19 protein-coding genes are annotated in these 23,579 nt (G+C 41.8%); 11 read left to right on the forward strand and 8 right to left on the reverse strand.

The window, feature by feature from the left end; genetic code table 11:
* Positions 1-81: 81 nt before the first annotated feature.
* The 5 genes from CHA01nite_RS07635 to pgi all read right to left on the reverse strand — a co-directional run bounded on the left by CHA01nite_RS07635 (position 82) and on the right by pgi (position 5,183).
* Positions 82-1,452: an exopolysaccharide biosynthesis polyprenyl glycosylphosphotransferase gene (locus CHA01nite_RS07635; RefSeq protein ID WP_146940720.1), complete on the reverse strand. Its 1,371-nt coding sequence runs from the start codon at positions 1,450-1,452 to the stop codon at positions 82-84.
* A gap of 43 nt (positions 1,453-1,495) precedes the next feature.
* Positions 1,496-2,125, reverse strand: coding sequence for a 7-carboxy-7-deazaguanine synthase QueE (locus tag CHA01nite_RS07640; protein WP_146940721.1), 630 nt, complete (start codon positions 2,123-2,125; stop codon positions 1,496-1,498).
* A 7-nt stretch (positions 2,126-2,132) separates the two neighbouring features.
* Complete coding sequence (locus tag CHA01nite_RS07645) at positions 2,133-3,017, reverse strand: bifunctional 5,10-methylenetetrahydrofolate dehydrogenase/5,10-methenyltetrahydrofolate cyclohydrolase (protein WP_146940722.1); 885 nt, start codon at positions 3,015-3,017, stop codon at positions 2,133-2,135.
* 266 nt (positions 3,018-3,283) lie between these two features.
* Entirely contained in the window at positions 3,284-3,502 is a 219-nt protein-coding gene (locus CHA01nite_RS07650; protein ID WP_146940723.1) for a hypothetical protein, read from the reverse strand.
* A gap of 40 nt (positions 3,503-3,542) precedes the next feature.
* Positions 3,543-5,183 carry a glucose-6-phosphate isomerase gene (gene pgi, locus CHA01nite_RS07655; RefSeq protein ID WP_146940724.1) on the reverse strand — a complete coding sequence of 547 codons (1,641 nt, stop codon included), beginning with the start codon at positions 5,181-5,183 and terminating at the stop codon, positions 3,543-3,545.
* A 324-nt stretch (positions 5,184-5,507) separates the two neighbouring features.
* On the opposite strand from pgi, the gene CHA01nite_RS07660 reads away from it, so the two are divergent.
* Positions 5,508-7,004, forward strand: a complete 1,497-nt coding sequence (locus tag CHA01nite_RS07660) for a glycoside hydrolase family 125 protein (protein WP_228458366.1) — start codon at positions 5,508-5,510, stop codon at positions 7,002-7,004.
* A 15-nt stretch (positions 7,005-7,019) separates the two neighbouring features.
* Here the strand turns inward: CHA01nite_RS07660 and CHA01nite_RS07665 are convergent, their stop codons facing one another.
* Positions 7,020-7,925 carry a DUF4349 domain-containing protein gene (locus tag CHA01nite_RS07665; RefSeq protein WP_146940725.1) on the reverse strand — a complete coding sequence of 302 codons (906 nt, stop codon included), beginning with the start codon at positions 7,923-7,925 and terminating at the stop codon, positions 7,020-7,022.
* Between the two features lie 205 nt (positions 7,926-8,130).
* On the opposite strand from CHA01nite_RS07665, the gene CHA01nite_RS07670 reads away from it, so the two are divergent.
* Both CHA01nite_RS07670 and CHA01nite_RS07675 read left to right on the forward strand, forming a co-directional pair.
* Positions 8,131-9,489, forward strand: a complete 1,359-nt coding sequence (locus CHA01nite_RS07670) for an acyl-CoA dehydrogenase family protein (RefSeq protein ID WP_146940726.1) — start codon at positions 8,131-8,133, stop codon at positions 9,487-9,489.
* Between the two features lie 125 nt (positions 9,490-9,614).
* Positions 9,615-9,863, forward strand: coding sequence for a bacteriocin-like protein (locus CHA01nite_RS07675; protein WP_146940727.1), 249 nt, complete (start codon positions 9,615-9,617; stop codon positions 9,861-9,863).
* 93 nt (positions 9,864-9,956) lie between these two features.
* Here CHA01nite_RS07675 and CHA01nite_RS07680 read toward each other — a convergent pair whose 3' ends face one another.
* Both CHA01nite_RS07680 and lon read right to left on the reverse strand, forming a co-directional pair.
* Entirely contained in the window at positions 9,957-11,069 is a 1,113-nt protein-coding gene (locus CHA01nite_RS07680) for an AI-2E family transporter (protein WP_146940728.1), read from the reverse strand.
* Between the two features lie 210 nt (positions 11,070-11,279).
* Entirely contained in the window at positions 11,280-13,685 is a 2,406-nt protein-coding gene (gene lon, locus CHA01nite_RS07685; protein ID WP_146940729.1) for an endopeptidase La, read from the reverse strand.
* Positions 13,686-13,945: 260 nt separating this feature from the next.
* On the opposite strand from lon, the gene CHA01nite_RS07690 reads away from it, so the two are divergent.
* The 8 genes from CHA01nite_RS07690 to CHA01nite_RS07725 all read left to right on the forward strand — a co-directional run bounded on the left by CHA01nite_RS07690 (position 13,946) and on the right by CHA01nite_RS07725 (position 23,568).
* Positions 13,946-16,093 carry a peptidylprolyl isomerase gene (locus tag CHA01nite_RS07690; RefSeq protein ID WP_146940730.1) on the forward strand — a complete coding sequence of 716 codons (2,148 nt, stop codon included), beginning with the start codon at positions 13,946-13,948 and terminating at the stop codon, positions 16,091-16,093.
* Positions 16,094-16,219: 126 nt separating this feature from the next.
* Positions 16,220-17,170, forward strand: coding sequence for an MlaD family protein (locus CHA01nite_RS07695; protein ID WP_146940731.1), 951 nt, complete (start codon positions 16,220-16,222; stop codon positions 17,168-17,170).
* Between the two features lie 9 nt (positions 17,171-17,179).
* Positions 17,180-18,517, forward strand: coding sequence for a 4Fe-4S dicluster domain-containing protein (locus tag CHA01nite_RS07700; RefSeq protein WP_146940732.1), 1,338 nt, complete (start codon positions 17,180-17,182; stop codon positions 18,515-18,517).
* Positions 18,518-18,601: 84 nt separating this feature from the next.
* Entirely contained in the window at positions 18,602-19,387 is a 786-nt protein-coding gene (locus CHA01nite_RS07705) for a (Fe-S)-binding protein (protein WP_146940733.1), read from the forward strand.
* Positions 19,388-19,400: 13 nt separating this feature from the next.
* Complete coding sequence (locus tag CHA01nite_RS07710; protein WP_170234701.1) at positions 19,401-20,561, forward strand: hypothetical protein; 1,161 nt, start codon at positions 19,401-19,403, stop codon at positions 20,559-20,561.
* Positions 20,562-20,586: 25 nt separating this feature from the next.
* Positions 20,587-21,075 carry a hypothetical protein gene (locus tag CHA01nite_RS07715; protein WP_146940735.1) on the forward strand — a complete coding sequence of 163 codons (489 nt, stop codon included), beginning with the start codon at positions 20,587-20,589 and terminating at the stop codon, positions 21,073-21,075.
* A 106-nt stretch (positions 21,076-21,181) separates the two neighbouring features.
* Entirely contained in the window at positions 21,182-22,315 is a 1,134-nt protein-coding gene (locus CHA01nite_RS07720; RefSeq protein WP_146940736.1) for a glycosyltransferase, read from the forward strand.
* 38 nt (positions 22,316-22,353) lie between these two features.
* Entirely contained in the window at positions 22,354-23,568 is a 1,215-nt protein-coding gene (locus CHA01nite_RS07725) for a lipopolysaccharide biosynthesis protein (RefSeq protein ID WP_228458367.1), read from the forward strand.
* The last annotated feature ends 11 nt before the right edge of the window (positions 23,569-23,579 follow it).

The following is a 23,579-nucleotide window of genomic DNA, read 5'->3' on the forward strand; positions in this document are numbered from 1 at the left end:
TGAATTAGATTAAAGTTGAGGCTAAGACTCAGGCTCTTCTTTACTATTAAAGTAATATATCATAATGTAGACCAAAACAATTTATTTTGCATTTTTGTCGCCGGTCAGTATTAATAAAATGGTTTTCAGAATAATTACCAGATCGAGCACGAAACTCCAGTTTCTTACATAAAAAGCATCGGCGAGCACGCGTTTGTTCATTTCCACCTTCATATCTCCGGCATCGCCGCGCAGTCCGTTCACCTGTGCCAATCCTGTAATTCCTGGGCTTACCATACTCCGTAAACTGTAACGTCCGATTTTGGGCTTATAATAATCATCCACTACCAGCATATGGGGACGGGGTCCAACGACCGACATTTCCCCTTTCAGGACATTCAGGAACTGCGGCATTTCGTCCAGGCTTGTCTTTCTTAAAATTTTTCCGATGCGGGTAATCCGGGAGTCGTTTTCTGAAGTGGTTTTTACTGTCGATTCATCATTTATTACCATTGTCCGGAATTTGATGCACCGGAATACCTCTTCGTGAAAGCCATAACGTTCCTGGATGAAAAATACGGGACCCTTGGAACATGATTTTATAAGGATGGCAATAATGGGAAACAGCCAGGAACAGATGCCTACCAGTATGATAACGGAAAAAATAATATCAAAAGCTCTTTTAAGCAAAAAATTATAATACGAGTCCAACGGATACTTTGCCTGATTCAGAACGGGCTGCGTCTGGATATAGCCCATGTCATATAAAAAGAAACTATTCTGCGTAATGCTGGGAATCAGGGAGATGTGAACTTTGTTGGCTTCGGCCAATCTGAAGATTTCTCTTTCTTCCCGGTCATCATAGGTATTTTCGACAGGAATAAACAGGGTATGGATCCCGTTGCTTTTCCAGAAGTCCACCAGATCACCGGCGTGTAACCCGGCTTTTTGGTATTCAAAAATTTTGTAACCGTAATCTTTTCTTTCCTTTAAAATGTTTTTCAGCACTTCGGTAGAGCTGTTCTCATCCAGAAACATAATGTTCCTGTGATTGATTCCCAGGCTCCGGATGTATTTAATTCCAAAATAAATCAGGGATTTGGCCAGGAAGATAAAGAAAAACAGATAGAATGAGAGCCAATAGATATCCGAATTGAAAAATACGTTGTAACTCACTTTGCCAAGCAGAAGAATGCCCAGGATAAACAGCAGAAAGTGAGCAAACAGCCGTTCCAGAAACAAGGTGTAGGTTAAATTTCTCTGGATATTATAAATCTTTGTCCTGCCGCTGAGCAGCATCCAGAACAAAAATAACAACGCGAGAGAAAATAAATTCTGGTACCAGGTTTCCGGATCATACCTTAAATTCTGATTCCTGCTGAGAAAAAAGAAAATAAAGATAGAGGCCATAACCAAAAGGTCAAGCAAAATGATGATCGATTTCAGGTATCTGGAATATCGGATTCTCTGCATCTATCAGTATTTCGGATACAACAGGGGCTAATTTACATAATTTTTACGGGATATTCAGATACTTATGGGTCTGAACCGAAGCCCTCCATTCCGGGTGCTCCAGAATAAAATCCGTAATCTTAGGATACATTTCGTCCCGTTTGCTCCATTCGCTCTGAAGATAAAGCGTACAGTTTGCTGAGACTTTAGCAGCCTGCTCCTGGGCGAATTTAAAATCATTATTATTGAAAACAATTACTTTAAGCTCATGTGCCCTGGCATAGATCTCTTCTTTCGGAAGCCCTGTTTTTTTAGGTGAAAGCGTAATCCAGTCGATTTGTCCGCTCATCGGGTAAGCACCCGACGTTTCAATATGAACGGTACAGCCTAATGCTTTTAACCGTGAGGTTAAAATATCCAGATTCCACATCAAGGGCTCACCGCCTGTTAAAACAATGGTTTTGCAGTGCCTGGCAGCCGTTTCCGCAATTTCTTCCGCATTCATCAGCGGGTGCAGGTTCGGGTCCCAGCTTTCTTTTACATCGCACCAGTGGCATCCGACGTCACAACCGCCTAATCTGATGAAATAGGCTGCTTTTCCGGTATGCGCTCCTTCGCCCTGAAGAGTGTAAAAATGCTCCATCACCGGGAGCATTTTACCTTCTTTTAATAAAATATCTTCTTCTGTCTTCATTTTAAAATTAGTCGTTATAGACCGAAGTTTTGTAAGCAATGATGGTATTTTTCATCAGCATTGCTCTGGTCATAGGCCCGACTCCTCCCGGTACCGGCGTGATCCAGCCTGCTTTTTCGGCACAGCTGTCGAAATCTACGTCACCCGCCAGGTAATATCCTTTCGGAGAATCATCATCTACTCTCGTAATGCCCACGTCCACGATTACCGCTCCATCCTTGATCATATCTCCCTTTAAGAAATGGGGGTCGCCTAAGGCTGTGATAACAATGTCCGCTTTCTTCGTATATTCTTCAATGTCTTTTGTATAAGAGTGCGTCAGGGTAACGGTAGAATTTCCAGGGAAGTCTTTTCTTCCCATCAGGATGCTCATCGGTCTTCCTACGATTTTACTTCTCCCGATAATCACACAATCTTTTCCTTTTGTTTCAATATTATATCTTTCCAGCAATGTTAAGATACCGAACGGTGTCGCCGGTAAGAAGGTATCCATTTCCAGAGCCATTCTTCCGAAGTTTTCCGGGTGGAATCCGTCTACATCTTTTCGCGGATCAATAGCATTAATGATCTTTTCCTGATCGATCTGATCCGGCAAAGGAAGCTGAACGATGAAACCATCCACCGCTTTCGACCTGTTCAGTTCGTCGATTTTTTCCAATAATTCGGATTCGGAAACCGTGCTTGGAAATTTAATCAGGCTGGACTGGAATCCTACTTCCTCACAGTCTTTTACTTTGGAATTCACATAGGCTTTGCTCGCTCCGTTGTTCCCCACGAGAATGGCTACCAAATGCGGGGCTCTTCTTTTTCCGGCAACGATTTTTTCAACCTCAGCCTTGATTTCCTGTTTTATTTCTTTGGATATTTTTAATCCGTCAAGAATTTCTGCCATTTTACTTTTTATTTACTTTATTGATTAGATTTTAAGGATATTTCTCCGGATTCTGATGGGTGCAGAAAACAGAGAGGATATAAATCATTTTTTTTCTTCATTAAAGCTCTTACATGCCTGAATCTTTTCTGAAAATTAAGGATTGTATCCTGTTAATAGAAAAGTCTAACTGTTTATTAAAGCTTTTCAGAACCTTTATTGAAATATGGAAATAATAATCTGTTGCATCTTCGATATTTTTCTCAGCCAAAGGTGGGAACCTGAAATCAAAGTCCATATTTTTCCCGGATTCTTTTTAATGGTTCCTTTCCATCTACATATTGAGATCTGTCCTGTTTCAAGGCCGTTTGAATTGCCTCGGTCATTTCTTCCGTCAATTCGAAATCATCCTCATCCTTTTCAAAACTGATTTTCATTCTGTTTAAAAAAGTTTCCACAAAGATCTCTTCTTCCTTATTATTCAGGGTTATGATAATCTGTGTCATATCTTTATTTTTAATCAAAATTAAAGAAAATCCGCATTACTTATTTATTCGCTTTATAATAATTGATCAGTCCGTTGGTTGAAGTATCATGAGAGGTAATAGTCTCACTGCTTTCAAGTTCCGGCAGGATTTTATTGGCTAAAACTTTTCCTAATTCCACTCCGAACTGGTCGAAACTGAAAATGTTCCAGATTACCCCCTGTACGAAAATCTTATGCTCATACAAGGCGATGAGCTGGCCTAATGAAAAAGGGGTTAATTCATTGAATAAAAATGAATTGGTAGGGGTATTTCCGTGAAAAACTTTATAATTCAGCAGGAATTCGACTTCTTCATCGGATTTTCCGGATGCTTTAAGTTCTGCTTCCACTTCTTCTTCTGTTTTCCCGAAAGCCAGAGCTTCGGTCTGGGCAAAGAAATTGGCCAGCAATTTATCCTGATGGTCAGAAACTTTATTCGGGCTTTTTGCATAAGCAATAAAATCAGCCGGAATCAGCTCGGTTCCCTGGTGGATCAGCTGATAGAAGGCGTGCTGTCCGTTGGTTCCCGGTTCTCCCCAGATAATCGGTCCGGTTTCATAATCTACGAATTCACCGTTTCGGTCTACGCATTTACCGTTGCTTTCCATATCGCCCTGCTGGAAATAGGCGGGGAAACGGTCGAGATATTGGGAATAGGGAAGGATGGCATGCGTGGTGGCCGCATAGAAATTACGGTACCAGATCCCGATCAGCCCCATCAGGACAGGGATGTTTTCTGAAAAATCTGCTGTCTGGAAATGCTGGTCGGTATCGTAAGCACCTTTCAGCAACTGCTCGAAATTTTCGTAACCTACGGCAAGGACAATGCTTAATCCAATAGCGCTCCACAAAGAGTATCTTCCGCCGACCCAATCCCAGAATTCGAAGATGTTTTCTTCTGCAATTCCGAAATCTTTCACAGCCTGAACATTTGTAGACAAAGCGACAAAATGTTTGGCGACATCTTCCTGCTTTCCTGCTTTCAGGAACCATTCCCTTGCCGAAAGTGCATTGGTCATCGTCTCCTGGGTAGTAAAGGTTTTAGAAGCAATGATGAATAAAGTAGTCTCAGGATTTAAATTCTTTACCGTTTCGGCCATGTGATTTCCGTCTACATTCGAAACGAAATGAACGTTTAACCGGGTCTTAAAATGCTTCAGTGCAGAAACCACCATCACCGGCCCTAAGTCTGAACCACCGATCCCGATGTTTACCACATCCGTAATTTCTTTTCCGCTGAACCCTTTGTGGGTTCCTGAAATAATGCTTTCGGAAAAAGATTTCATGTGATCCAGAACCCTTTTGATCTGAGGCTTGATATTTTCCCCGTCTACCAGGATTTCTTTATCTGAAAAATCCCTTAAGGCCGTATGCAGCACAGCTCTCCCTTCGGTTTCATTAATCTTGTCACCCGAAAACATTTTAGAAACCGCTTCTTTTAGCCGGCATTCTTCCGCCAGGTTCAGCAGAAGGTTCTTGGTTTTGGAATCCATCAGATTTTTAGAATAATCAAACAGAAAATTGGTTCTTTTGATTGAAAATTCGTTAAAACGGTTCGGATTATATTCAAAAAGGCTTCTCAGGTCAAAGTCGTTGCTGGCAAACTGTTCGTCAAGCGCCTTCCAGCTGTTCGTGTGTGTAGGGTTTATTTTCGATAGCATATCTTTAGAAATTAGGGTGTTAATGCTTTAGAGCCAGGATTGTTAAAAGCCGGATTCTCTCGCAGAATTATTGATTGGCAAATTTACGGAATTTTACTCCAATGATGTTAATGGATGATTAAAAATCAGCTTCTGAAAGTAAGGCTAATCAAAACGATCCGTCATCGCTTCGATTCCATTGGCAAGCTACGGGTATCGGTAAACTTAAGACCCACATTACTGCCGCTGTGAAGATTTTTAAAAAAATTATTGAATGCCTGGCTTTTAAAAGAATATCATCAGATATGAAGAAGAATTGTTATTTTTAAATTAAATTTTTCATTGATGGCTCCATTAAACAGACGCGAATTTATTAAAAAATCATCCTTAGGATTAGGCTTTGCAGCTTTGCCTGTTCCGGTAAAATTTTTATGGATGGATAATTATATTTCTAAAAGGCCGGCAGCAGGCGAACGGAAATTTACTTCGGAAGCTGTCGAAAAGATGATTAAAACCGTTAAGAAATCCATCGCCGATGAAGAGCTGGCCTGGATGTTTGAAAACTGTTTTCCGAATACGCTTGATACAACGGTGAACTTTTATGAGAAAAACGGAAAACCCTTTACCTACGTCATTACCGGGGATATTGATGCGATGTGGCTTCGCGATTCTTCCGCACAGGTATATCCGTACCTCGGGCTGGCGAATGAAGACGGAAAGCTGAAAAAAATGCTGAAAGGCGTCATTAATAAACAGGTGGAATGTGTTCTGCTGGATCCCTACGCTAATGCGTTCTATAAGGATGCTTCCAAAGTCAGCGAATGGAAAGACGATTTTACGGAGATGAAACCGGGGCTTCATGAACGGAAATGGGAGGTGGATTCTCTGTGCTACGTCATGCGCTTATCCTACAATTACTGGAAAATTACGGAAGATGCTTCGGTTTTTGATGCTGACTGGAAAAAAGCCATGCTTCTGATTCTGCAGACCTTCAGGGAACAACAAAGGATAGAATCAAAAGGTCCGTATAAATTCCAGCGCTCCGGAGGCAATCCGCTGGATACGCAGTTTGCAGGCGGATACGGTAATCCGACGAAGAAGATAGGATTGATCCATTCCATGTTCAGGCCCTCGGACGATGCGACCTTTTATCCGTTTTTAATTTCTTCCAATATGTTTGCGGTGGTTTCTTTAGGCGAGACGGCAGAAATTTTTTCTAAAGTTATTCACGATGAAAATACGGCTGCTCAATTCAGGAAAATGGCGCAGGAAGTGGATGATGCCATTCAGAAATATGCTGTTTTCAATCATCCGGAAGCCGGCAAAATTTATGCACTGGAAATCGACGGTTTCGGAAACGGATTGTTCATGGATGATGCCAACGTCCCGAACTTATTATCCATTCCTTATTTGGGCTACCGGTCGAAAGAAGATGCCATTTATAAGAATACAAGAACATTTTCTTTAAGCAAATCCAATCCGTGGTACAGTGAAGGGAAATGGGCCAGGGGAATCGGCGGTCCGCATATCGGGGAGCATAAAATCTGGCCGCTTGGTCTGATCATGCAGGCTTTAACTACGGATGACGGGGAAGAAATTGTCTCCTGTTTAAAAATGCTGAAATCCACTCATGCAGGAACAGGTTTCATTCATGAATCTTTTGATGTCGATAATCCCAAAGATTTTACAAGATCCTTCCTGGTTTGCCTGGGCAAATACCCTTTTTGGCGAACTGATCCTGCATCTTCACCGGACAAACCCTGGAATCCTGAAAAGAAAATTCTAAAGATGAACCTCCGGCAGTCCGGAGGTTCAATTGTAAGACTTAAAATATATAAATAACCAAAGGTTAGGATCTTATATTTCCTGGGTCGGCTGCTGTTTTTTTAGGGGCTTCTTTTTTTTTACGAAATAGAGAATGACAGCTCCGATTATGATGAACGGCCAGATGGCAACCAGCCCGACAACAATTTTCTGGATTAAATAGAATCCTTCCACGAAAGCTGATTTCAGGCTGTAAAGGAAATCAAAAGTATATTTGTCGTCGATGCTTTCGGTATTGGTAACGGCTATGGTGGCGATTCTTACTTTGGGTTCTTTAATGTAAATGTCAACCGTGCTGTATTTCAGCTGATCCGTTACTTCCATATTGGCCATCTGCTGGAGGTTGTCTTCTGTCATATTACGGTCGCTCATATTCACCTTATCCTTATTGGTTTTTAGCTGATCAATATGTTCACCGGTTTTTTTAATCCGTTTGCCCTCCATTTCGGCATATTTTATTCCTGACGTAACGTCTTCTGCATGGATGGACCTGGAATTCAGGAACAGTTTTTTATTGTTGACAAGCGTTAATAATTCCCCGAGTCTTGCTGTGGGAACCCTTACCTGCATGGTATTTTCAGATTGGTATTTCTTAACGAGTACTGCTTCTTCATCCGAAGTATTATAGGTATTCTCAGAAACAACATTGCTTTTCAGATCGCTGTGCGTAACAAAGCCTCCCAGTTCCTGAACCGATTTTTCAATAGAAATTGTTGCATCATACACATCTTTTACCTCCATGTTTACCTCTGCCGTCTTAATAAACTGTTTATCCTTTACGGTCATGGTAGCAGCTGAAGAGACGCTGTCCGAAACTGCTGTTGCGGAATCTTTTGATGCAGCCGCATCATAATCTGCCGTGGTTTCCCCTTTTTTGCATGAATACATTCCCAATACAAGGATGCCTGCCAATGATAATCTGATGTACGTTGTTTTCATAAGTCTGATTTTTTATGTTTTGCCTACTCCAAAGTTCATATGGAACCGGTTGTAAAGCTTGAAAATCCCAAGTAAAGATTCTGTAAATAGAAATTCTGTTTTAAGTTTTTGAAAATCAAATATTTGTAAAATGATCCTGATCATAACGTCTTGTTTTCGGAGTGATTTTTGCTTATCTTTTACAAAATCAAACACAACGGTTATTATGTCTAATACTTTTTCTACAATCAGAAACGCCATAGAATTATTCAAATCCATAGACTTTGACCAGCTAAGCACGATTTCCCAAAAGGTAAACCTGCCGAAGCTGATGGAAAATTTCTCTAAACTTGATGATAAGCAGCTTAATGGGATGATGAAAATGCTGGATCCTAACCGGAAGAAAAAAGAACTTCCGCCGATTGATGGTGATTTTTATGATATATCCCATACTTTAAGCCCCGAACACCGGGAAGTGCAGCTGAAGGTCAGGGAATTTATGGAAAAGGAAGTAAAATCTCTGGTAAATCATTACTGGCTAAGGGACGAATTTCCCCATGAGCTGATTCCAAAATTCCAGAAACTGGGCATCTGTGGGGTAACGTATGAGGGCTACGGATGTCCGGGAATGCCTTTTCTGATGGAAGGGGTCATTGCTATGGAAATGGCAAGGATCGATGCCTCCATCGCCACCTTTTTCGGCGTACAGTCCGGCTTGTCCATGGGTTCCATTTATATCTGCGGTTCCGAAGAGCAGAAACAGAAATGGCTGCCGCAGATGCAGAAGTTTGAAAAGATAGGGGCTTTCGGCCTTACAGAACCGGAAGTAGGATCCGGAGCAGCGGGGGGATTAACGGTTACCTGTAAAAAAACACCGGAAGGATGGATCCTGAACGGACAGAAGAAATGGATCGGCAATGCGACCTTTGCGGATGTCATTATCATCTGGGCAAGAGACCTTGACGATGGCGAAGTAAAAGGGTTTATCGTAGAAAAAGATAATCCGGGATACTCCGTTGAAAAGATAAAAGGAAAAATGGCATTGCGGATCGTCCAGAACGGACTGATTACTTTAAAAGACTGCGTTATTACCGAAGACAACCGCCTGCAGAATGCCAATTCCTTTAAGGATACGGCAAAAGTTCTCCAAATGACCCGGGCCGGAGTCGCCTGGATGGCTACCGGTTGCGCCAGAGGTGCTTACGAAAGCGCCCTGAACTATACCCGGACCAGAGAACAGTTTGGGAAGCCCATCGCATCTTTCCAGATGATTCAGGGCCATCTCGTGGAGATGCTTTCCAATCTCACCGCCATGCAGACGATGGTTTTCAGGCTTTCGGAAATGCAGGATGAAGGAATTTTAAAGGATGAGCATGCCTCACTGGCCAAAGTATTCTGTACCATGAGAACCCGTGATGTCGTTTCCAGAGCGAGGGAAGTCATGGGCGGAAACGGAATCCTGCTGGAATATGATGTTGCCAGATTTGTTGCCGATGCCGAAGCGATTTATTCCTATGAAGGCACCAAAGAAATCAATTCCTTGATTGTCGGAAGATCGATTACCGGATTTAGTGCGTTTGTTTAAAAGGGAAGGTTGAAATTAATTTGCTTCTCGATCAAATATTGATTAAACCCTGTTGTGTGAAATATTTGGCTGTGGTATCATTTTGGTTTTTTATATTTGTCCTGCAACAATTAAAACTAAATATTATGTTGAAAAATCTTAAGAAATTGAACCGTGGTGATTTAAGAGAAATCAAAGGAGGCGGAGGACAACAGATCTGTGACATCGGTCCGGAAGGCTGTCCTTGTAAAATTCCTGCAGGCGATCCTTGTCTGGGAGGTCCTGGCGGACCGGGAAATCCGGGTGCGCCGGTGGGATACTGTCCGGATAGCCAGTCTTACATTCCTTGTGACCAGATTTGCCCGAACGGATTACAGCCCCTTTGCGCATTGTAAAAGTAAAGCCTTCAATTCAATTGAAGGCTTCTTTATTTTAAACTGTTCTCAATCATTAAAATTGACAAGCAAAGTAATTCAAGGATTCATTTTTTAATCCATCTCTTTCAATGTAATATTTTTTGATATCCGGTAACTTTTCTTCTTCCGGTCCGGTACCTCCTCTTCACCGAGCAGTTTCCCCCATGGCTGCAATCCTTCCACTCTTTCAAAAATAATTTTAATAATCGCAATAGCGGGAATACACAGGAACATTCCTGCAATGCCCCAAAGGTGTTCACCAAGTACGATTCCGATAAAAGAAAACAAAGCGTTGATTTTTACTTTTGAACCGACTACGAACGGCAGAACAATATTTCCGTCTATAATATGCACACCAATGTATCCGAGGGCAACATAAATACACGTCGACGGTGTAGCTGTGGCAAAAGCGATAAAACAGGAAATCAGAAGGCTGATGCAGATTCCCAGATAAGGGATAACATTTAACAGACCGGACAGGACGCCCAAAAGAATAGCATACTTAACCCCTAAAACAGTGAGAATCACAGACGTCAGCGTAGAAACAATCAATATCTGCAGGCAAAGTCCGATAATGTATTTTTTAGTCATGATTCTTACTTCACGGACGATCTCAAGAACGCTTGACTTATGTTTTTCGTTGAATACCGTTAAAATAAAATTATTCAAAACCCTCCGGTAATTCAGAATAAAAATAAAGAAAAGTAAGAAAAATACCACGAAGCCTAGTCCGGTGGAAAAGATCCCCAAAGTAAATCCTAAAATGACCCCGCTGGAAGAAAGAAGTTTATTCAGTCCCTGATCAATATAAGTGAGCTGTTGGTCGATTTTTACATGGAAAGTTTTGGAGACCCAATGCTGAAGGTCTGTTGCTACCGAGTTAAACTGGTTTTTCAGATGAGGGATATCTTTGCTGAAATCCGAAAGCTGTGATCCGAAGAAATAAATCAGCCCCATCAGAACGGTCAGCATGATCATCAATGAGGCAATGGTGGATAACGTTCTTTTGAATTTAAGTCTTTTCTCCAGGAAATCGGCAACCGGTAGGAAAAGCATGGCCATCAGAAATGCCAGGAAAAAAGGGGCAAGAATACTTTCTCCCAATGCCAGAAGGTATCCGATGCCGATAATGCATATAATAACAAGGGTAAGTTTTACCAGGAAAGGAAGCCGGAATACATTCATGATCTTAATAGGTTTATAAAAATAGTAAAAACCCTTTGAATTGAAGGGCTTACATGAAATGACTTTAATTCTTTTGATGGCATTAGAAAATTCTGTGCCAGAGATTGTACCACAAAAAATATTTTGAGTTGTTAAAATTATATAACATGGGATATAAATAAAACACGTCCCAAAATTCTGAGACGTGTTGTACTGTAAATGTTTTGCAGTTTATTTTTCGATGGCAATATCAATAACTTCTTCCATCCTGCTTACATAATGAACATTGAGATTCTTCAGATAGTCCTTTTTGATTTCCTCAACATCTTTCCGGTTGGCCTCACATAGAATAACATCTTTAATTCCGGCCCTTGTTGCAGCCAGCAGTTTCTCTTTTATTCCGCCTACGGGAAGGACTTTTCCTCTCAGGGTAATCTCTCCCGTCATCGCAAGATGAGGTTTTACTTTTTTGTTTTTATATGAAGAAACCATGGAAGTGAGCATCGCGATTCCTGCAGAAGGCCCGTCTTTTGGCGTTGCCCCTTCCGGAACATGGACGTGGATGTTTTTCTTTTCGATATCATCTTGGGAAATGCCCAGATCATCATGCTTTGCTTTAATATATTCCAGGGCGATGGTTGCCGATTCTTTCATTACGGTTCCCAGGTTACCGGTCATGGTAAGATTTCCCTTTCCGTTGCTCAGGATGCTTTCGATAAACAAAATATCACCGCCGACGCTTGTCCAGGCAAGTCCGGTTACTACACCCGGAACCCCTGTGATTTCAGATAAACTTTTAGGTCTCGGTACCCCTAAAATCTCATCAATCTTTTCAACGGAAATTTTAGGATCGTAGTCTTTTACCAGAGCTGTCTGAAGGGCTACCCAACGGGCAATCCCGGCAATCCTTTTTTCCAGGGAACGTACGCCGCTTTCCGAAGTATGGGCCTCAATGATATGCTTCAGTTCGTCGTATCCAAGCTTGAAGGATTTTACAGTAAGTCCGTTTTCTTCCTGTTGTTTTTTTATTAAATGCCTTTTTGCAATCTCTATTTTTTCCTCCATGGTATAGCCGGCGATCTGGATGATTTCCGTTCTGTCCAGAAGCGGCGTCTGAATGGTGGATAAAGAGTTTGCAGTAGCAATAAACATCACTTTGGAAAGGTCATAGCCCATTTCCAGGAAGTTGTCGTAGAATGATTTGTTCTGTTCAGGATCCAGGACTTCCAGTAAGGCGGAGCTCGGATCTCCGTGCAGACCCTGACCGATCTTATCGATCTCATCCAGCACAATTACCGGATTTGAGGTTCCTGATTTCTTAATAGACTGAAGGATTCTTCCGGCCATAGCTCCGATATAGGTTTTTCTGTGGCCACGGATCTCGCTTTCGTCGTGAAGCCCGCCCAGGGAAAGCCTTATATACTTTCTGCCTAAAGCATCGGCAATCGATTTTCCTAAAGACGTTTTACCGACTCCCGGAGGTCCTACCAATAGCAGAATAGGGGACTTCATGTTGTTTTTAAGTTTTAAAACCGCCATGTGCTCCAGAATTCTCTTTTTGATATCTTCCAGTCCGAAGTGGGCCTTATCTAAAATTTTCTCTGCTTTGGCAATATCGAAAACGTCTTTCGTATAGGTCTCCCAAGGAAGATCCGTAAAGAAGTCCAGGTAATTCCGCTGGACATTGTAGTCCGGTGAATTCGGGTTCTGGCGCTGTAGCCTGTTGATTTCCTTCTGGAAATGCTCTTCTACTTCATTGCTCCATTTTTTGTCTTTCCCTTTTTTAATAAGGTCGTCTACATCGCCTTCAGGTCCGCCGCCCAATTCTTCCTGGATGGTACGGATCTGCTGATTCAGGAAATATTCACGCTGCTGTTTGTCAAGATCTTTGGATGTTTTCTGATGGATCTGATTTCTCAGTTCCAGCTTCCTGAAATCTTCATGCATCATTTCGTAGCATTTATTGGCTCTTTCCATCAGGTTTTTTTCTTCGAGCAGTTTCTGCTTGTCGGAAGAAGGGAAATTGGCATTGGTGCAGATGAAATTCAGAAGATCATCATTATTGTTGATGTTTTTGATAGCAAAATTAGCCGCATTCGGAATGTTGGGATCAAGTTCGATAATCTTTAAAGCCAGATCCTTTACATTTTCCAGCAGGGCTTCGTATTCTTCTTCATTCTTGGGCTTTGCATCTTTGAGTTTTGAAATTTCAGCTTTAAAATAAGGTTGGGTTTCCACGATTTTTTTCACCTTAAACCGGTAGAAGCCTTTGGTAATCGCGGTAATATTTCCTTCCGGAAGCTTAATGATCTTAATGATTTTTGCTAAGGTACCTACCTGGAAAATATCTTTTTCCGTAGGCTGCTCCAGTTCAGAATTTTTCTGGCTTACAATCCCGATCAGATCCCCGTTCTTCTGAGCATCTTCCAGAAGCTGAATAGAGGTTTTTCGCCCTGCAGTAATAGGGATTACAACATTTGGAAACATCACCATATTTCTTACAGGAAGGATCGGGAATATCTTTTGCTCGGAATTTTTTTCCGTTTCCGCAAGGTCATCAAGGGTGATTTCCTGGGCTACAATATCAAATCCGTCGCTTATCATTTCTTCTAAACTAATATCTTCAAATTCTGTCATAGTAAATCGAATGACAAATTGTCATTATCGTTTTAATTCGTTAACGTGAAATTTCACAATATGTTTTGAAAAGAGAGTACATATTGCGTGGGTTTATAAGGCACAAGACTTATGCCATTTGTTTTTTGTTAAAAAATATGGCCATAATTTCCTTTTTTTATAAAAATTAAATTTTAAAAATTAAAATAAAGGACTTGGGTTTCCGTAATTTCTTAAAAATGTGTATTTTCGCAAACTGATAAAAAACTATAATATATATAATGGCAATTTTAGGACAAATTAGGAGTAGACCTTGGCTTTTGATGGGAGTAATTGCACTGGCGCTTTTGGCGTTCCTTGTAAACCCCGACAGTATTGATAAGGTTTTTGGTAAAAATCCTGATGTTTTAGGAAAAGTGAATGGTGAGAAAATTACCCGTGAAGAGTTTAACGATCAACTTTTCGTGCTACAACAGCAGGCCGAGCAGCAGGGACAGCCGAAAGCAGGCCTTGAAGAACAGGCGTGGCAATTGCTGGTACAGTCTAAGCTGATCAAGCAGCAATTCGAGAAAATGGGCTTCGAAATGACCGAAGACTATTTCTGGAGCCAGCTGCAGTACGATCAGATGTTTGCTCAGCAGAAGCAGTTTTTCGATGAGAAAGGCAATTTCAAGACCCAGGAGCTTAAAAAACAGATCGAAGAGATGAAGGCTGCTTCACCGGAAGGGTATAACCAGTGGCTGAAAACTAGAAAGTCTGTGGAATACAGATTAATGGCAAGACAGGTTTTTGCCAATGTTTCCACAGGGATTACCACCGGTAAAAAAGAAGCGGAAGAGCTGATGAGAGAAAGAGATCAGCTGGCAGATATCGATTTTGTGAAGATCGACTATGCAACCTACCTTCAGAAAAACAATATTAAAGTAACCACTGAAGATCTGGCTAATTATATCAAACAGCATCCGGTGATGTTCAAGGCTGACGAAAGCCGCAACATCGGGATCGTTTATTTCCCTTCCCAGCCGAGTTCAGCAGATGATGCTGCCGCACAGAAGGAGATCAATAAACTGTTCTCAGCAGGAACGGATGCGAGCGGAGGTTCTGAAAATTTCCAGAATACCAAAAACGACTCGATGTTCGTGATGGCGAATTCAGATATGCCTTACAATCCTCAGTATGTAAAACCGAATCAGTTGCCACAGGCAATCCAGGCGCAGCTTCCTACCGCTGCAATCGGCCAGACTTTCGGTCCTTACAAAGAGCAGAATTTTTATGTGGTGTCTAAGCTTTTGGATAAAAAGACTTCAGATTCTACCTTATCCAGACATATCCTTATTGCTTTCAAGGGAAGCCCGGCAGGAGAAGGCGTAACAAGATCCAAAGAGCAGGCTAAAAAACTGGCCGACTCTATCGGAGCAATAGTAAAAGCAAATCCGGCAAAATTCACGGAATTCCTTAAACTGTCTAATGACCCGAGTTCTGCAGCACAGGGGGGAAGCTTAGGATGGACAACGCCTGAGACGCCTTTCGTACCGGAATTCCTGAAGTATCTGGCAGAAAATCCTAAAGGAGCAACAGGAGTGGTTGAAACCCAGTTCGGTTACCACATCATTAATATCGAAGATAAAAAGCCGGGAGCGATGGCCTATAAAGTTGCCAACCTGGTAAAAGCCGTGAAGCCTTCTGATGCTACCGAAGCGGAAGTAAATAAAAAGGCAAGCCGTTTTGTTCAGCAGGTTCAGGGGAAGTCGTTCAACGATTTTGTAAACATTGCCAAAAAAGCAAACTACCAGTTCTCGAATCCGAAGCAGGCTAAGAGATTCGACGGTCAGCTCCAGGGATTAGGAACGGAAAAAGATGCGGATATCCTTTCATGGGCATTCGATAAGAAAAGAGAGAAAGGGGATACCGAATTATTTACGGTAGACGGAACAGGAGATAAAATTGTTGTTTACCTAAACGGCAAGCAGGAAAAAGGAACCGCAGATCCGGAATCGGTAAGAGACCAGATTGAAGTGGTGGTGAAAAACAAACTGGCTGCAAAAAAAATCACGGAGAAACTGGGTAAACCGGGAAGTCTTGATCAGGTGGCAAAACAGTTCGGAACAACAAAACAATCGGCACAGGTTAACCTGTTGAATCCGTCGGTAGCAGGTTCTATGGAGCCGAAAGTAGCAGGTGCTGCGTTCGGTGCGAAGAAAGGACAGGTGTCCAATCCGGTTGAAGGCGGAACGGGAGTTTACGTTTTGGTAAAGAAAAACGAAACGACCAACAAGCAGCCGGGAGACCTCAAACAGTTTACCGAATCTGTTACCCAGAGAAACGGCGGAATGTTCGGACAGGCTTGGTTAAAGAGCTTACAGGACAATGCGAAGATCGATGACTACAGAATCGAAATCTGGAACAAATCCGGTTCTCAGCAACAATAAAAAAATATTTTCAGATAAATGAAAAGCGGCAAAGTTTTTGCCGCTTTTTTTGTGTTTAACGCAGAGCATTACAGAAAAACATTAATTTAAATGTAGTATATTTGCTCATTAGAAAAAATTTAGCAAGTGAAGTTCAGTAAAGAATTAAAAGCTGGTGTGATCGCACTATTGGCCATCGTCGGCTTTGTGGTGCTTTTTCAATTTATGAAAGGCAGGAGCCTTTTTACTACCGACAATATATTTTACGCAAAATATGATAATGTAGAGGGATTAGCCCAGTCTTCGCCTGTTTCAATCAATGGTTTGAAAGTAGGGCAGGTAGACAAAATTATTCCCCATACCTCCAAAGAAGGAAAAATCGATTTTCTTGTTAAAATTACGGTTGATAATAATTTTGAATTCTCAAAAAATTCAACATTAGAGATTTTTGAACCCAGCCTGATGGGCGGCAAAGAAATGAGAATCAATCTGATGTACGGCGGACAGACAGCAAAAGACGGGGATACCTTAAGGGGAGCCTTTAAGCTGGGAACATTAGGGAGCCTTTCTTCCCAGGTAGGTCCGGTAAAAGACCAGCTGCAGGTAGTGCTTCACCGGGTGGATTCACTGATGACCAATGCCAACCAATTGGTAGATACCCAAAACCGACAGGAAATCAAATTACTTCTGGTTAATCTTAACAAAACCGTTGGTGCATTACAAAGCACGGCAGCCAGCGTAAACTCTCTGGTAGGCCATAATGATCCGAAGCTTCAGAAAGTGCTGGATGACGCAAGCCTTACCATGCAGAGCGGTAAGGTTACTTTAGATAAATACGGGAATTTAGCGGAGAGCATTGATACCAAAAAGCTGAATGCCACCATTGCCAACCTGGATGAAACCGTAGGCCAGCTGAATAAAGTGGTTTCCGGAATCGACAGAGGAGAAGGCAGTTTAGGGAAGATCATGAAAGACGATCAGCTGTACAACAATCTTAATGCAGCTTCCAACAATCTTAATTCTCTGATTGAAGACCTTAAAGCACATCCTAAGAAATACGTTAACTTCTCCGTATTCGGAAAGAACAGTAAAGACTAATAGATTACCATGCAATATATTCCTCATATTATTTTTTTTATTTTACTAGTAGCCGGTTTCGGGCTGTTTGCCAAGAGTCTGCTTAAAATTTACAGAAATATCAGGTTAGGGAGGGAGATTAACCGTAGCGACAGAAAAGGTGAACGCTGGGAAACCATGGCCAGAGTAGCGATGGGCCAGAGCAAAATGACCAAGCGTCCGATTGCAGGCGTACTCCATCTTTTCGTCTATGTAGGATTTATCATTATCAATATCGAGCTTATAGAAATCGTGGTAGACGGAATTTTCGGGACCCACCGGTTTTTATCCACTATCATAGGAGAAAGCGTATACGGTTTTTTTACCGCAACGCTGGAAATTTTAGCTTTATTGGTGGTTATCGGAGTCGTAGCGTTTTTTATCCGCAGAAACTTTTATGGAGTGAAAAGACTCACGATGAAGGAACTTCTGGGATGGCCGAAAGAGGACGCCAACTGGATCCTGATTATTGAATTTGCGCTGATGATGGCTTTCTTTATGATGAATGCCTCAGATTCTATTCTGCAGAGCAGAGGATATGGTCATTTTGCAAATGTAGGATCTTTTCCGGTAAGTAACATTTCCTTTGTTCCGTTTCTTGAAACTTTCAGCTTTGACAGCGGATTCCTGTTCGGCATTGAAAGAGCTGCCTGGTGGTTCCATTTTGTAGGGATTCTGTTCTTTATGAATTATCTGTATTACTCGAAGCATTTACATATTATCCTGGCTTTCCCAAGTACATGGTATGCCAACCTTGAGAAAAAAGGGAAATTCAATAATCTCGAATCCGTAACCAAGGAAATTAAATTGATGATGGATCCCAACGCCGACCCGTATGCGGCTCCGGCGGAAGGAGAGGGGGAAGCACCGTCAAAATTCGGAGCGGAAGATATCTTTGATCTGAATCAGGTTCAGCTGTTAAATGCTTATTCCTGTACGGAATGCGGTCGGTGTACAGCCGTCTGTCCGGCTAATATTACCGGAAAAAAACTTTCTCCGAGACTGATCTTGATGAAAACCAGGGACCGTCTGGAAGAAGTAGGAAAGAATATCGACAAAAACGGCAAGTTTGAAGATGACGGTAAAAAGCTGTTGCATGACTATATTACCAAGGAGGAACTGTGGGCCTGTACGACATGCAATGCATGTACGGAAGCCTGCCCGGTACTGCTGGACCCTTTGTCGATCATCAACGATATGAGAAGATTTCTGGTCATGGAACAGTCGGCGGCGCCACAGGAACTCAACCTGATGATGTCGAATATCGAAAACAATGCTGCTCCGTGGCAATATAATCAGGCAGACCGTCTGAACTGGGCAAAAGACTAATTAATCAATTACGTAATTTGAAAATATGAAAATTAATCATAGATTTTCAATTTTTCAAATTCTCATATTTTCAAATTGATACAAATGGATTTCAATATAAAAACAATGGCAGAATATGCTGCCGAAGGGAAGTCACCGGAAGTTTTATTCTGGGTAGGCTGCGCGGGAAGTTTTGATGACCGTGCTAAGAAAATCACAAAAGCATTCTGCAAAATATTAAATAAAATCGGGGTTGAATTTGCCGTTCTGGGACAGGAAGAAAGCTGTACCGGGGATCCTGCAAAACGTGCCGGAAACGAATTTGTTTTCCAGATGATGGCCCTGACGAACATTGAAGTACTGAACGCGTACGAGGTAAAAAAAATCGTTACGGCCTGTCCTCACTGTTTCAACACCCTGAAAAATGAATATCCGGGCCTTGGAGGAAATTATGAAGTAATCCATCACACCCAGTTTCTCAGAAATCTTATGGAAGAAGGGAGACTGAAGATTGAAGGCGGGGCTTTTAGAGGAAAGAAGATTACTTTTCACGATCCGTGCTACCTGGGGCGCGCCAATGGCGAATACGAAGCGCCGAGAATGTTGCTTGAAAAACTGGATGCCGAGCTTGTGGAGATGAAGCGTTGTAAAACCAATGGCCTTTGCTGCGGTGCGGGGGGCGCACAGATGTTTAAAGAACCTGAAAAAGGAAAGAAAGACATCAACATCGAAAGAACTGAAGAAGCATTAGCCACTGAGCCGAAGGTGATTGCTACGGGCTGCCCGTTCTGCAATACCATGATGACGGATGGGGTAAAACATTTCAATAAAAATAATGAAGTCGCAGTAAAAGATATCGTTGAGCTTCTGGCAGAAGCGGAAGATCTGTAAAAGTTTTGTCTTAGTGAAACAAATCCATGCTTCCATAAAAACGGGATGGAAGATGTCTTTCATTTTCATCGTCGGTATTATGGCGTACCTCAGTTTCTGGAATTACCAAAATAGGGTGTATGATTGGGACATGCCGGGCTACATCGGATGTCTGTATACTTTAAAATTCCCTGATGCACCGGATAAGGTGCATCAGCTGACTTATTCGGACATCAAGAAAAAAGCATCTGCCTACGAATTCCGGGATATCACCGGAACACTAAAAATTCCGGATAAGGCCCGGCAGGCATTTGCATTTAATACAAAAGCTTTTACCGAACAGCTGCCCTATTTTAAAATCAAAACCGGGTATAATCTCGCTGTTTTACTGCTGTATGAATCGGAGCTTTCATCGCCGGATGCAGTTAGCTTACTCAGTATTTTTTCTTATTTCATCTCCGGGCTGCTTGCCTTTTTCATTCTGAAAATTATCTTTCCTGAAAATTATTTCCCGGCCATCCTTTTAACAGTCGGAATTATGCTTCTGCCTCCGGTAACGTATATGTCCAGGGTTTCCACGCCGGACCTCTTTGTTCTGCAGTTCCTGCTGGTTTTTATGATCGGGTTTCTGAAAAAATGGAGCCGATGGATGATGTTTAGCGTTCTTTTTGTAATTACCTTTACAAGGCCCGATTATCTGCCCCTTACCTTAAGTTATCTGATGTTAAAAGGTATATACGGATATTTCGGTGATAGAAAACTGGATTTTAGCCTGGCGGCACAGGGAATCATTCTGGTGATTCTGTATTTAACCATCATTAAATTTTCAGGTTATCCCGGATGGAAGCATCTTTTTTATGATTCTTTCATTTACAGGCGGCCGCTGATTTCAGGGTCTCCGCCGCATTTCACGCTTCATGATTACCTGAATATCATCTGTACGAAAGTGATCCATTTCAAAAAGGTGACCTTAATTTCATTCGGGCTTACCGGGCTGATATTCTATTGGTCAGAGGACCGGTGGATCAGGGCATTTTCAGTGGTTGTTCTCATCAATATTTATATCAAATTTTTAATTTTCCCCCATTCGGCGGGATTAAGGTTTTTCTTCGGATATATTATCCTGTTGTTGTTCATCTGTTTATCCGTATTCAGCAGGAAATATAATGGCTTCAGACTCAGGAAAATTGTGTAATTTTGAACTTTAAAACAAATCAGCAATGAAGATTGAAGAATCCAATATCGTGGAAGCAAACGATTACAGAGTCATTATATATCCGGCGTCACGGCCTTTTGAAACGAAAGAAGCCAAGCAGATTACCGAAACGCTTTTCGACTTTCTGGCGACCTGGGCAGCACATGGGAAACCACTTTCTTCCTCCTTTAAAATCGAAAAAAACCAGTTCATCATCATCTGTGTGGATGAGGAAAAAGAAATGGCATCAGGGTGCAGTATCGATGCATTAGGAAAGGTAATGAGGAAAATTGATGAAGAATATCAGCTTGGCCTGTTTGACCGGATGAAAGCCAGCTTTGTTGAAAATGGAGAGGTAAAAACCCTGAAGCTTAATGATTTTAAATCGAAGGTCAGAAGCGGGGAAATCGCTCAGGACATTCAGGTTTTCGACTTTTCGAAAAATACCTATTTGGAATTTCTGGGTAATTTTCTACTGCCTTTCGAAAGAAGCTGGGCAGCAGGCATTAAATAAGCCGGTTATGGTGAAAATCAATACAAAAGTGGAGTATTTCCACTTTTTTTGGTTTAAGTATATTTGTAGAAATTTTTAAAGCTTTCAATAAAAATTCCAGACGCTGATGGCCAGGATCCTTTTTTTAACGACTGCCCACCGATATGATGATGACCGGATTTTTTATCATCAGGCGAAAGCATTGAAAGATGAAGGACACCGGGTGAAAATCTGCAGCCTTACCTCAGAATTCCAGGGAATGGCTGACGGGATTGAAAGCGAATCCTATGCAGTACTTGAAAAGAGCACGGAGGAGAAATTAAAAGTTTTTAAAAAAGCAGTTCAAGGTTTTAATCCGGATACGGTCATCTGTTCGGAACCGCTGGCGGTAATGGCTGCGGGAAAATTTAAAAAACAGAAAAAAGCCAATATTGTGTACGATATCACCGAGTGGTACCCTTCGATGAGAATGATCGAGCCTTTTTCTTTTCCATTCAATATCTTTCATGCCCTGAAGTTCTTCATGATCCAGCTTTACGCGGGGTTAATCAGCACCCATTTTATCTTTGGTGAGGATACGAAAAAGTTTCCGCTGGCTTATTTTTTTCCGTTTAAAAAAAAGATGGTACTGCCGTATTATCCGGATGATGCTTACATTCACCAGAATATGAAGACGCTGCAGCCGGATACCATTACCCTGTGCTATACCGGACAGTTTTCCGAAGAAAAGGGAATCGGGCATTTTTTTGCAGCTGCCGACCGATTAAGGAAAAAGAGGCCGGGCCTGAATCTCCGTATTCTGCTGATCGGAGGGACTAGAAAGGATAGCGACGAAAGGTATTTTGCAGAACAGCTTGAAAAATACCGGTTTGAAAATATAAGCATCAGCAAACCGGCCTCTTTTGAAACTTTTACGGAAACCTATGCGGAAGCGGATATTTGTTTCGACCTGAGAAGCATGAATTATGAAAATCATCACTGTTTACCGATCAAATTATTCTATTATGCCGCTTCAGGTAAGCCTGTTGTCTACACCGACCTGAAAGCCATCAGAAAACATATGGATGTATCCGGATTCGGATTTCTGGTGGATCCCGAAGATCCGGAAACCATTACCGGGCATATTTTAAAATATCTTGAAGATCCGGCATTGTATGTGAAACATGCCCGAAATGCCAGGAATGCTTATGAAGAAAAATACAATTGGGCAACGATCAGGGGACCGTTCGTAAAATTTATCGATAATGCAGTGCGAAAATGAAGCAGGGGACTATTTTTAAGACTTTTGTTTCGCGGTTTTTGATTCTGATCCTAAATTTCGGACTGGTCATTTATACAACCAATCAGTGGGGAAGCGAAGGAAAGGGAACCATTTCCATTATGGTGGCCAATCTTACCGTTATCAGTTTTTTTGCCAATGTCTTTGTGGGGAGCAGCATGAGCTACTTCGCGAAAAGATACAGGACTGAAGAGATTTTGCCTTTTGCCTATCTATGGTCTGTTCTCATAGGAGGTGTTGTTTCTGTTGTTTTCAGTTTTAACCAGGCTCCGGAATATTCATGCTACCTGGTGATCCTGTCTGTTTTATCGGCATTGCTGGCGGCCAATGTAAATCTGTTTGTCGGTCAGCAGAACATCCGAATGTTTAACCTGTATACGGTATTGCAGCAGGTGGTGCATATCGCTTTTATTATCATTATTATTTACCTGATCCGTATAACTTCCGTTGAAGCTTATTTTATTGCCCAGATCAGCTGTTTCGGGCTTTTATTTCTGGTCAGTGCCATTCAGGTACTGAGACCGTGTAGCTTTAAAAAATTATCATTCCCAAAGGCGGCCGGTTATAAGCTTTTCGATTACGGATGGAAAACGCAGGTAAGCGCTTTTCTTCAGTTTCTGAATTACCGGTTGTCTTTTTACTTTCTGGAATATTTTAAAGGAATTGCCAGCGTCGGGATTTTTTCAGTGGGTATAGCCTTTTCTGAAGCGGTATGGACGGTCAGCCGCAGCCTTTCCCTGGTGTTGTACGCGGATGTGGTAAACAACAAAAGCCCTGTGGAAGCCATTGAGAAAACAAAGGTTTCCTTGAAAATGAGTTTTTTAATTACTTTAGTATTTATTGTGATGATGCTTATGATCCCTGCTCAGGTGTATGCCGTGATTTTCGGAAAGGATTTCAGCCGTACCAAGGAAATCGTGCTTCTGCTTTCACCGGGCATCCTTGCCATTGCCGTAAGCAATATTATCGGTTATTATTTTGCAGGAATCAATAAGCTCAGGATTCTTAATGTAAAATCACTGATCGGACTGATTTTTACGATTATTTCTTCTTTCTACGTAATTCCGAGATGGGGAATTTCAGGAGCCTGCATTGTGACTTCTATTTCATATTGTCTCTCGTCCGGGCTTCTGTTCTGGCAGTTTTATAAGATGACGGAATTCAGGATCCGGGATTATTTCCTTTCAAAAGCCGAGATCAGTTTACTTTTAAATAAGGTCTTAAAGAAAAAATAGGAGGACGGAAT

Origin of the sequence: Chryseobacterium hagamense, from assembly GCF_007991455.1 — a bacterium.
In the GTDB taxonomy this organism is placed as follows: Bacteria; Bacteroidota; Bacteroidia; order Flavobacteriales; family Weeksellaceae; genus Chryseobacterium; species Chryseobacterium hagamense.

Coding starts and splice junctions, on each gene's coding strand:
- lon (WP_146940729.1), bottom strand. CDS start 13,685: ATGACAGAATTTGAAGATATTAGTTTAGAAGAAATGATAAGCGACGGA.
- CHA01nite_RS07635 (WP_146940720.1), bottom strand. CDS start 1,452: ATGCAGAGAATCCGATATTCCAGATACCTGAAATCGATCATCATTTTG.
- CHA01nite_RS07665 (WP_146940725.1), bottom strand. CDS start 7,925: ATGAAAACAACGTACATCAGATTATCATTGGCAGGCATCCTTGTATTG.
- CHA01nite_RS07640 (WP_146940721.1), bottom strand. CDS start 2,125: ATGAAGACAGAAGAAGATATTTTATTAAAAGAAGGTAAAATGCTCCCG.
- pgi (WP_146940724.1), bottom strand. CDS start 5,183: ATGCTATCGAAAATAAACCCTACACACACGAACAGCTGGAAGGCGCTT.
- CHA01nite_RS07645 (WP_146940722.1), bottom strand. CDS start 3,017: ATGGCAGAAATTCTTGACGGATTAAAAATATCCAAAGAAATAAAACAG.
- CHA01nite_RS07720 (WP_146940736.1), top strand. CDS start 21,182: ATGGCCAGGATCCTTTTTTTAACGACTGCCCACCGATATGATGATGAC.
- CHA01nite_RS07690 (WP_146940730.1), top strand. CDS start 13,946: ATGGCAATTTTAGGACAAATTAGGAGTAGACCTTGGCTTTTGATGGGA.
- CHA01nite_RS07705 (WP_146940733.1), top strand. CDS start 18,602: ATGGATTTCAATATAAAAACAATGGCAGAATATGCTGCCGAAGGGAAG.
- CHA01nite_RS07700 (WP_146940732.1), top strand. CDS start 17,180: ATGCAATATATTCCTCATATTATTTTTTTTATTTTACTAGTAGCCGGT.
- CHA01nite_RS07675 (WP_146940727.1), top strand. CDS start 9,615: ATGTTGAAAAATCTTAAGAAATTGAACCGTGGTGATTTAAGAGAAATC.
- CHA01nite_RS07650 (WP_146940723.1), bottom strand. CDS start 3,502: ATGACACAGATTATCATAACCCTGAATAATAAGGAAGAAGAGATCTTT.
- CHA01nite_RS07680 (WP_146940728.1), bottom strand. CDS start 11,069: ATGAATGTATTCCGGCTTCCTTTCCTGGTAAAACTTACCCTTGTTATT.
- CHA01nite_RS07715 (WP_146940735.1), top strand. CDS start 20,587: ATGAAGATTGAAGAATCCAATATCGTGGAAGCAAACGATTACAGAGTC.
- CHA01nite_RS07660 (WP_228458366.1), top strand. CDS start 5,508: ATGGCTCCATTAAACAGACGCGAATTTATTAAAAAATCATCCTTAGGA.
- CHA01nite_RS07670 (WP_146940726.1), top strand. CDS start 8,131: ATGTCTAATACTTTTTCTACAATCAGAAACGCCATAGAATTATTCAAA.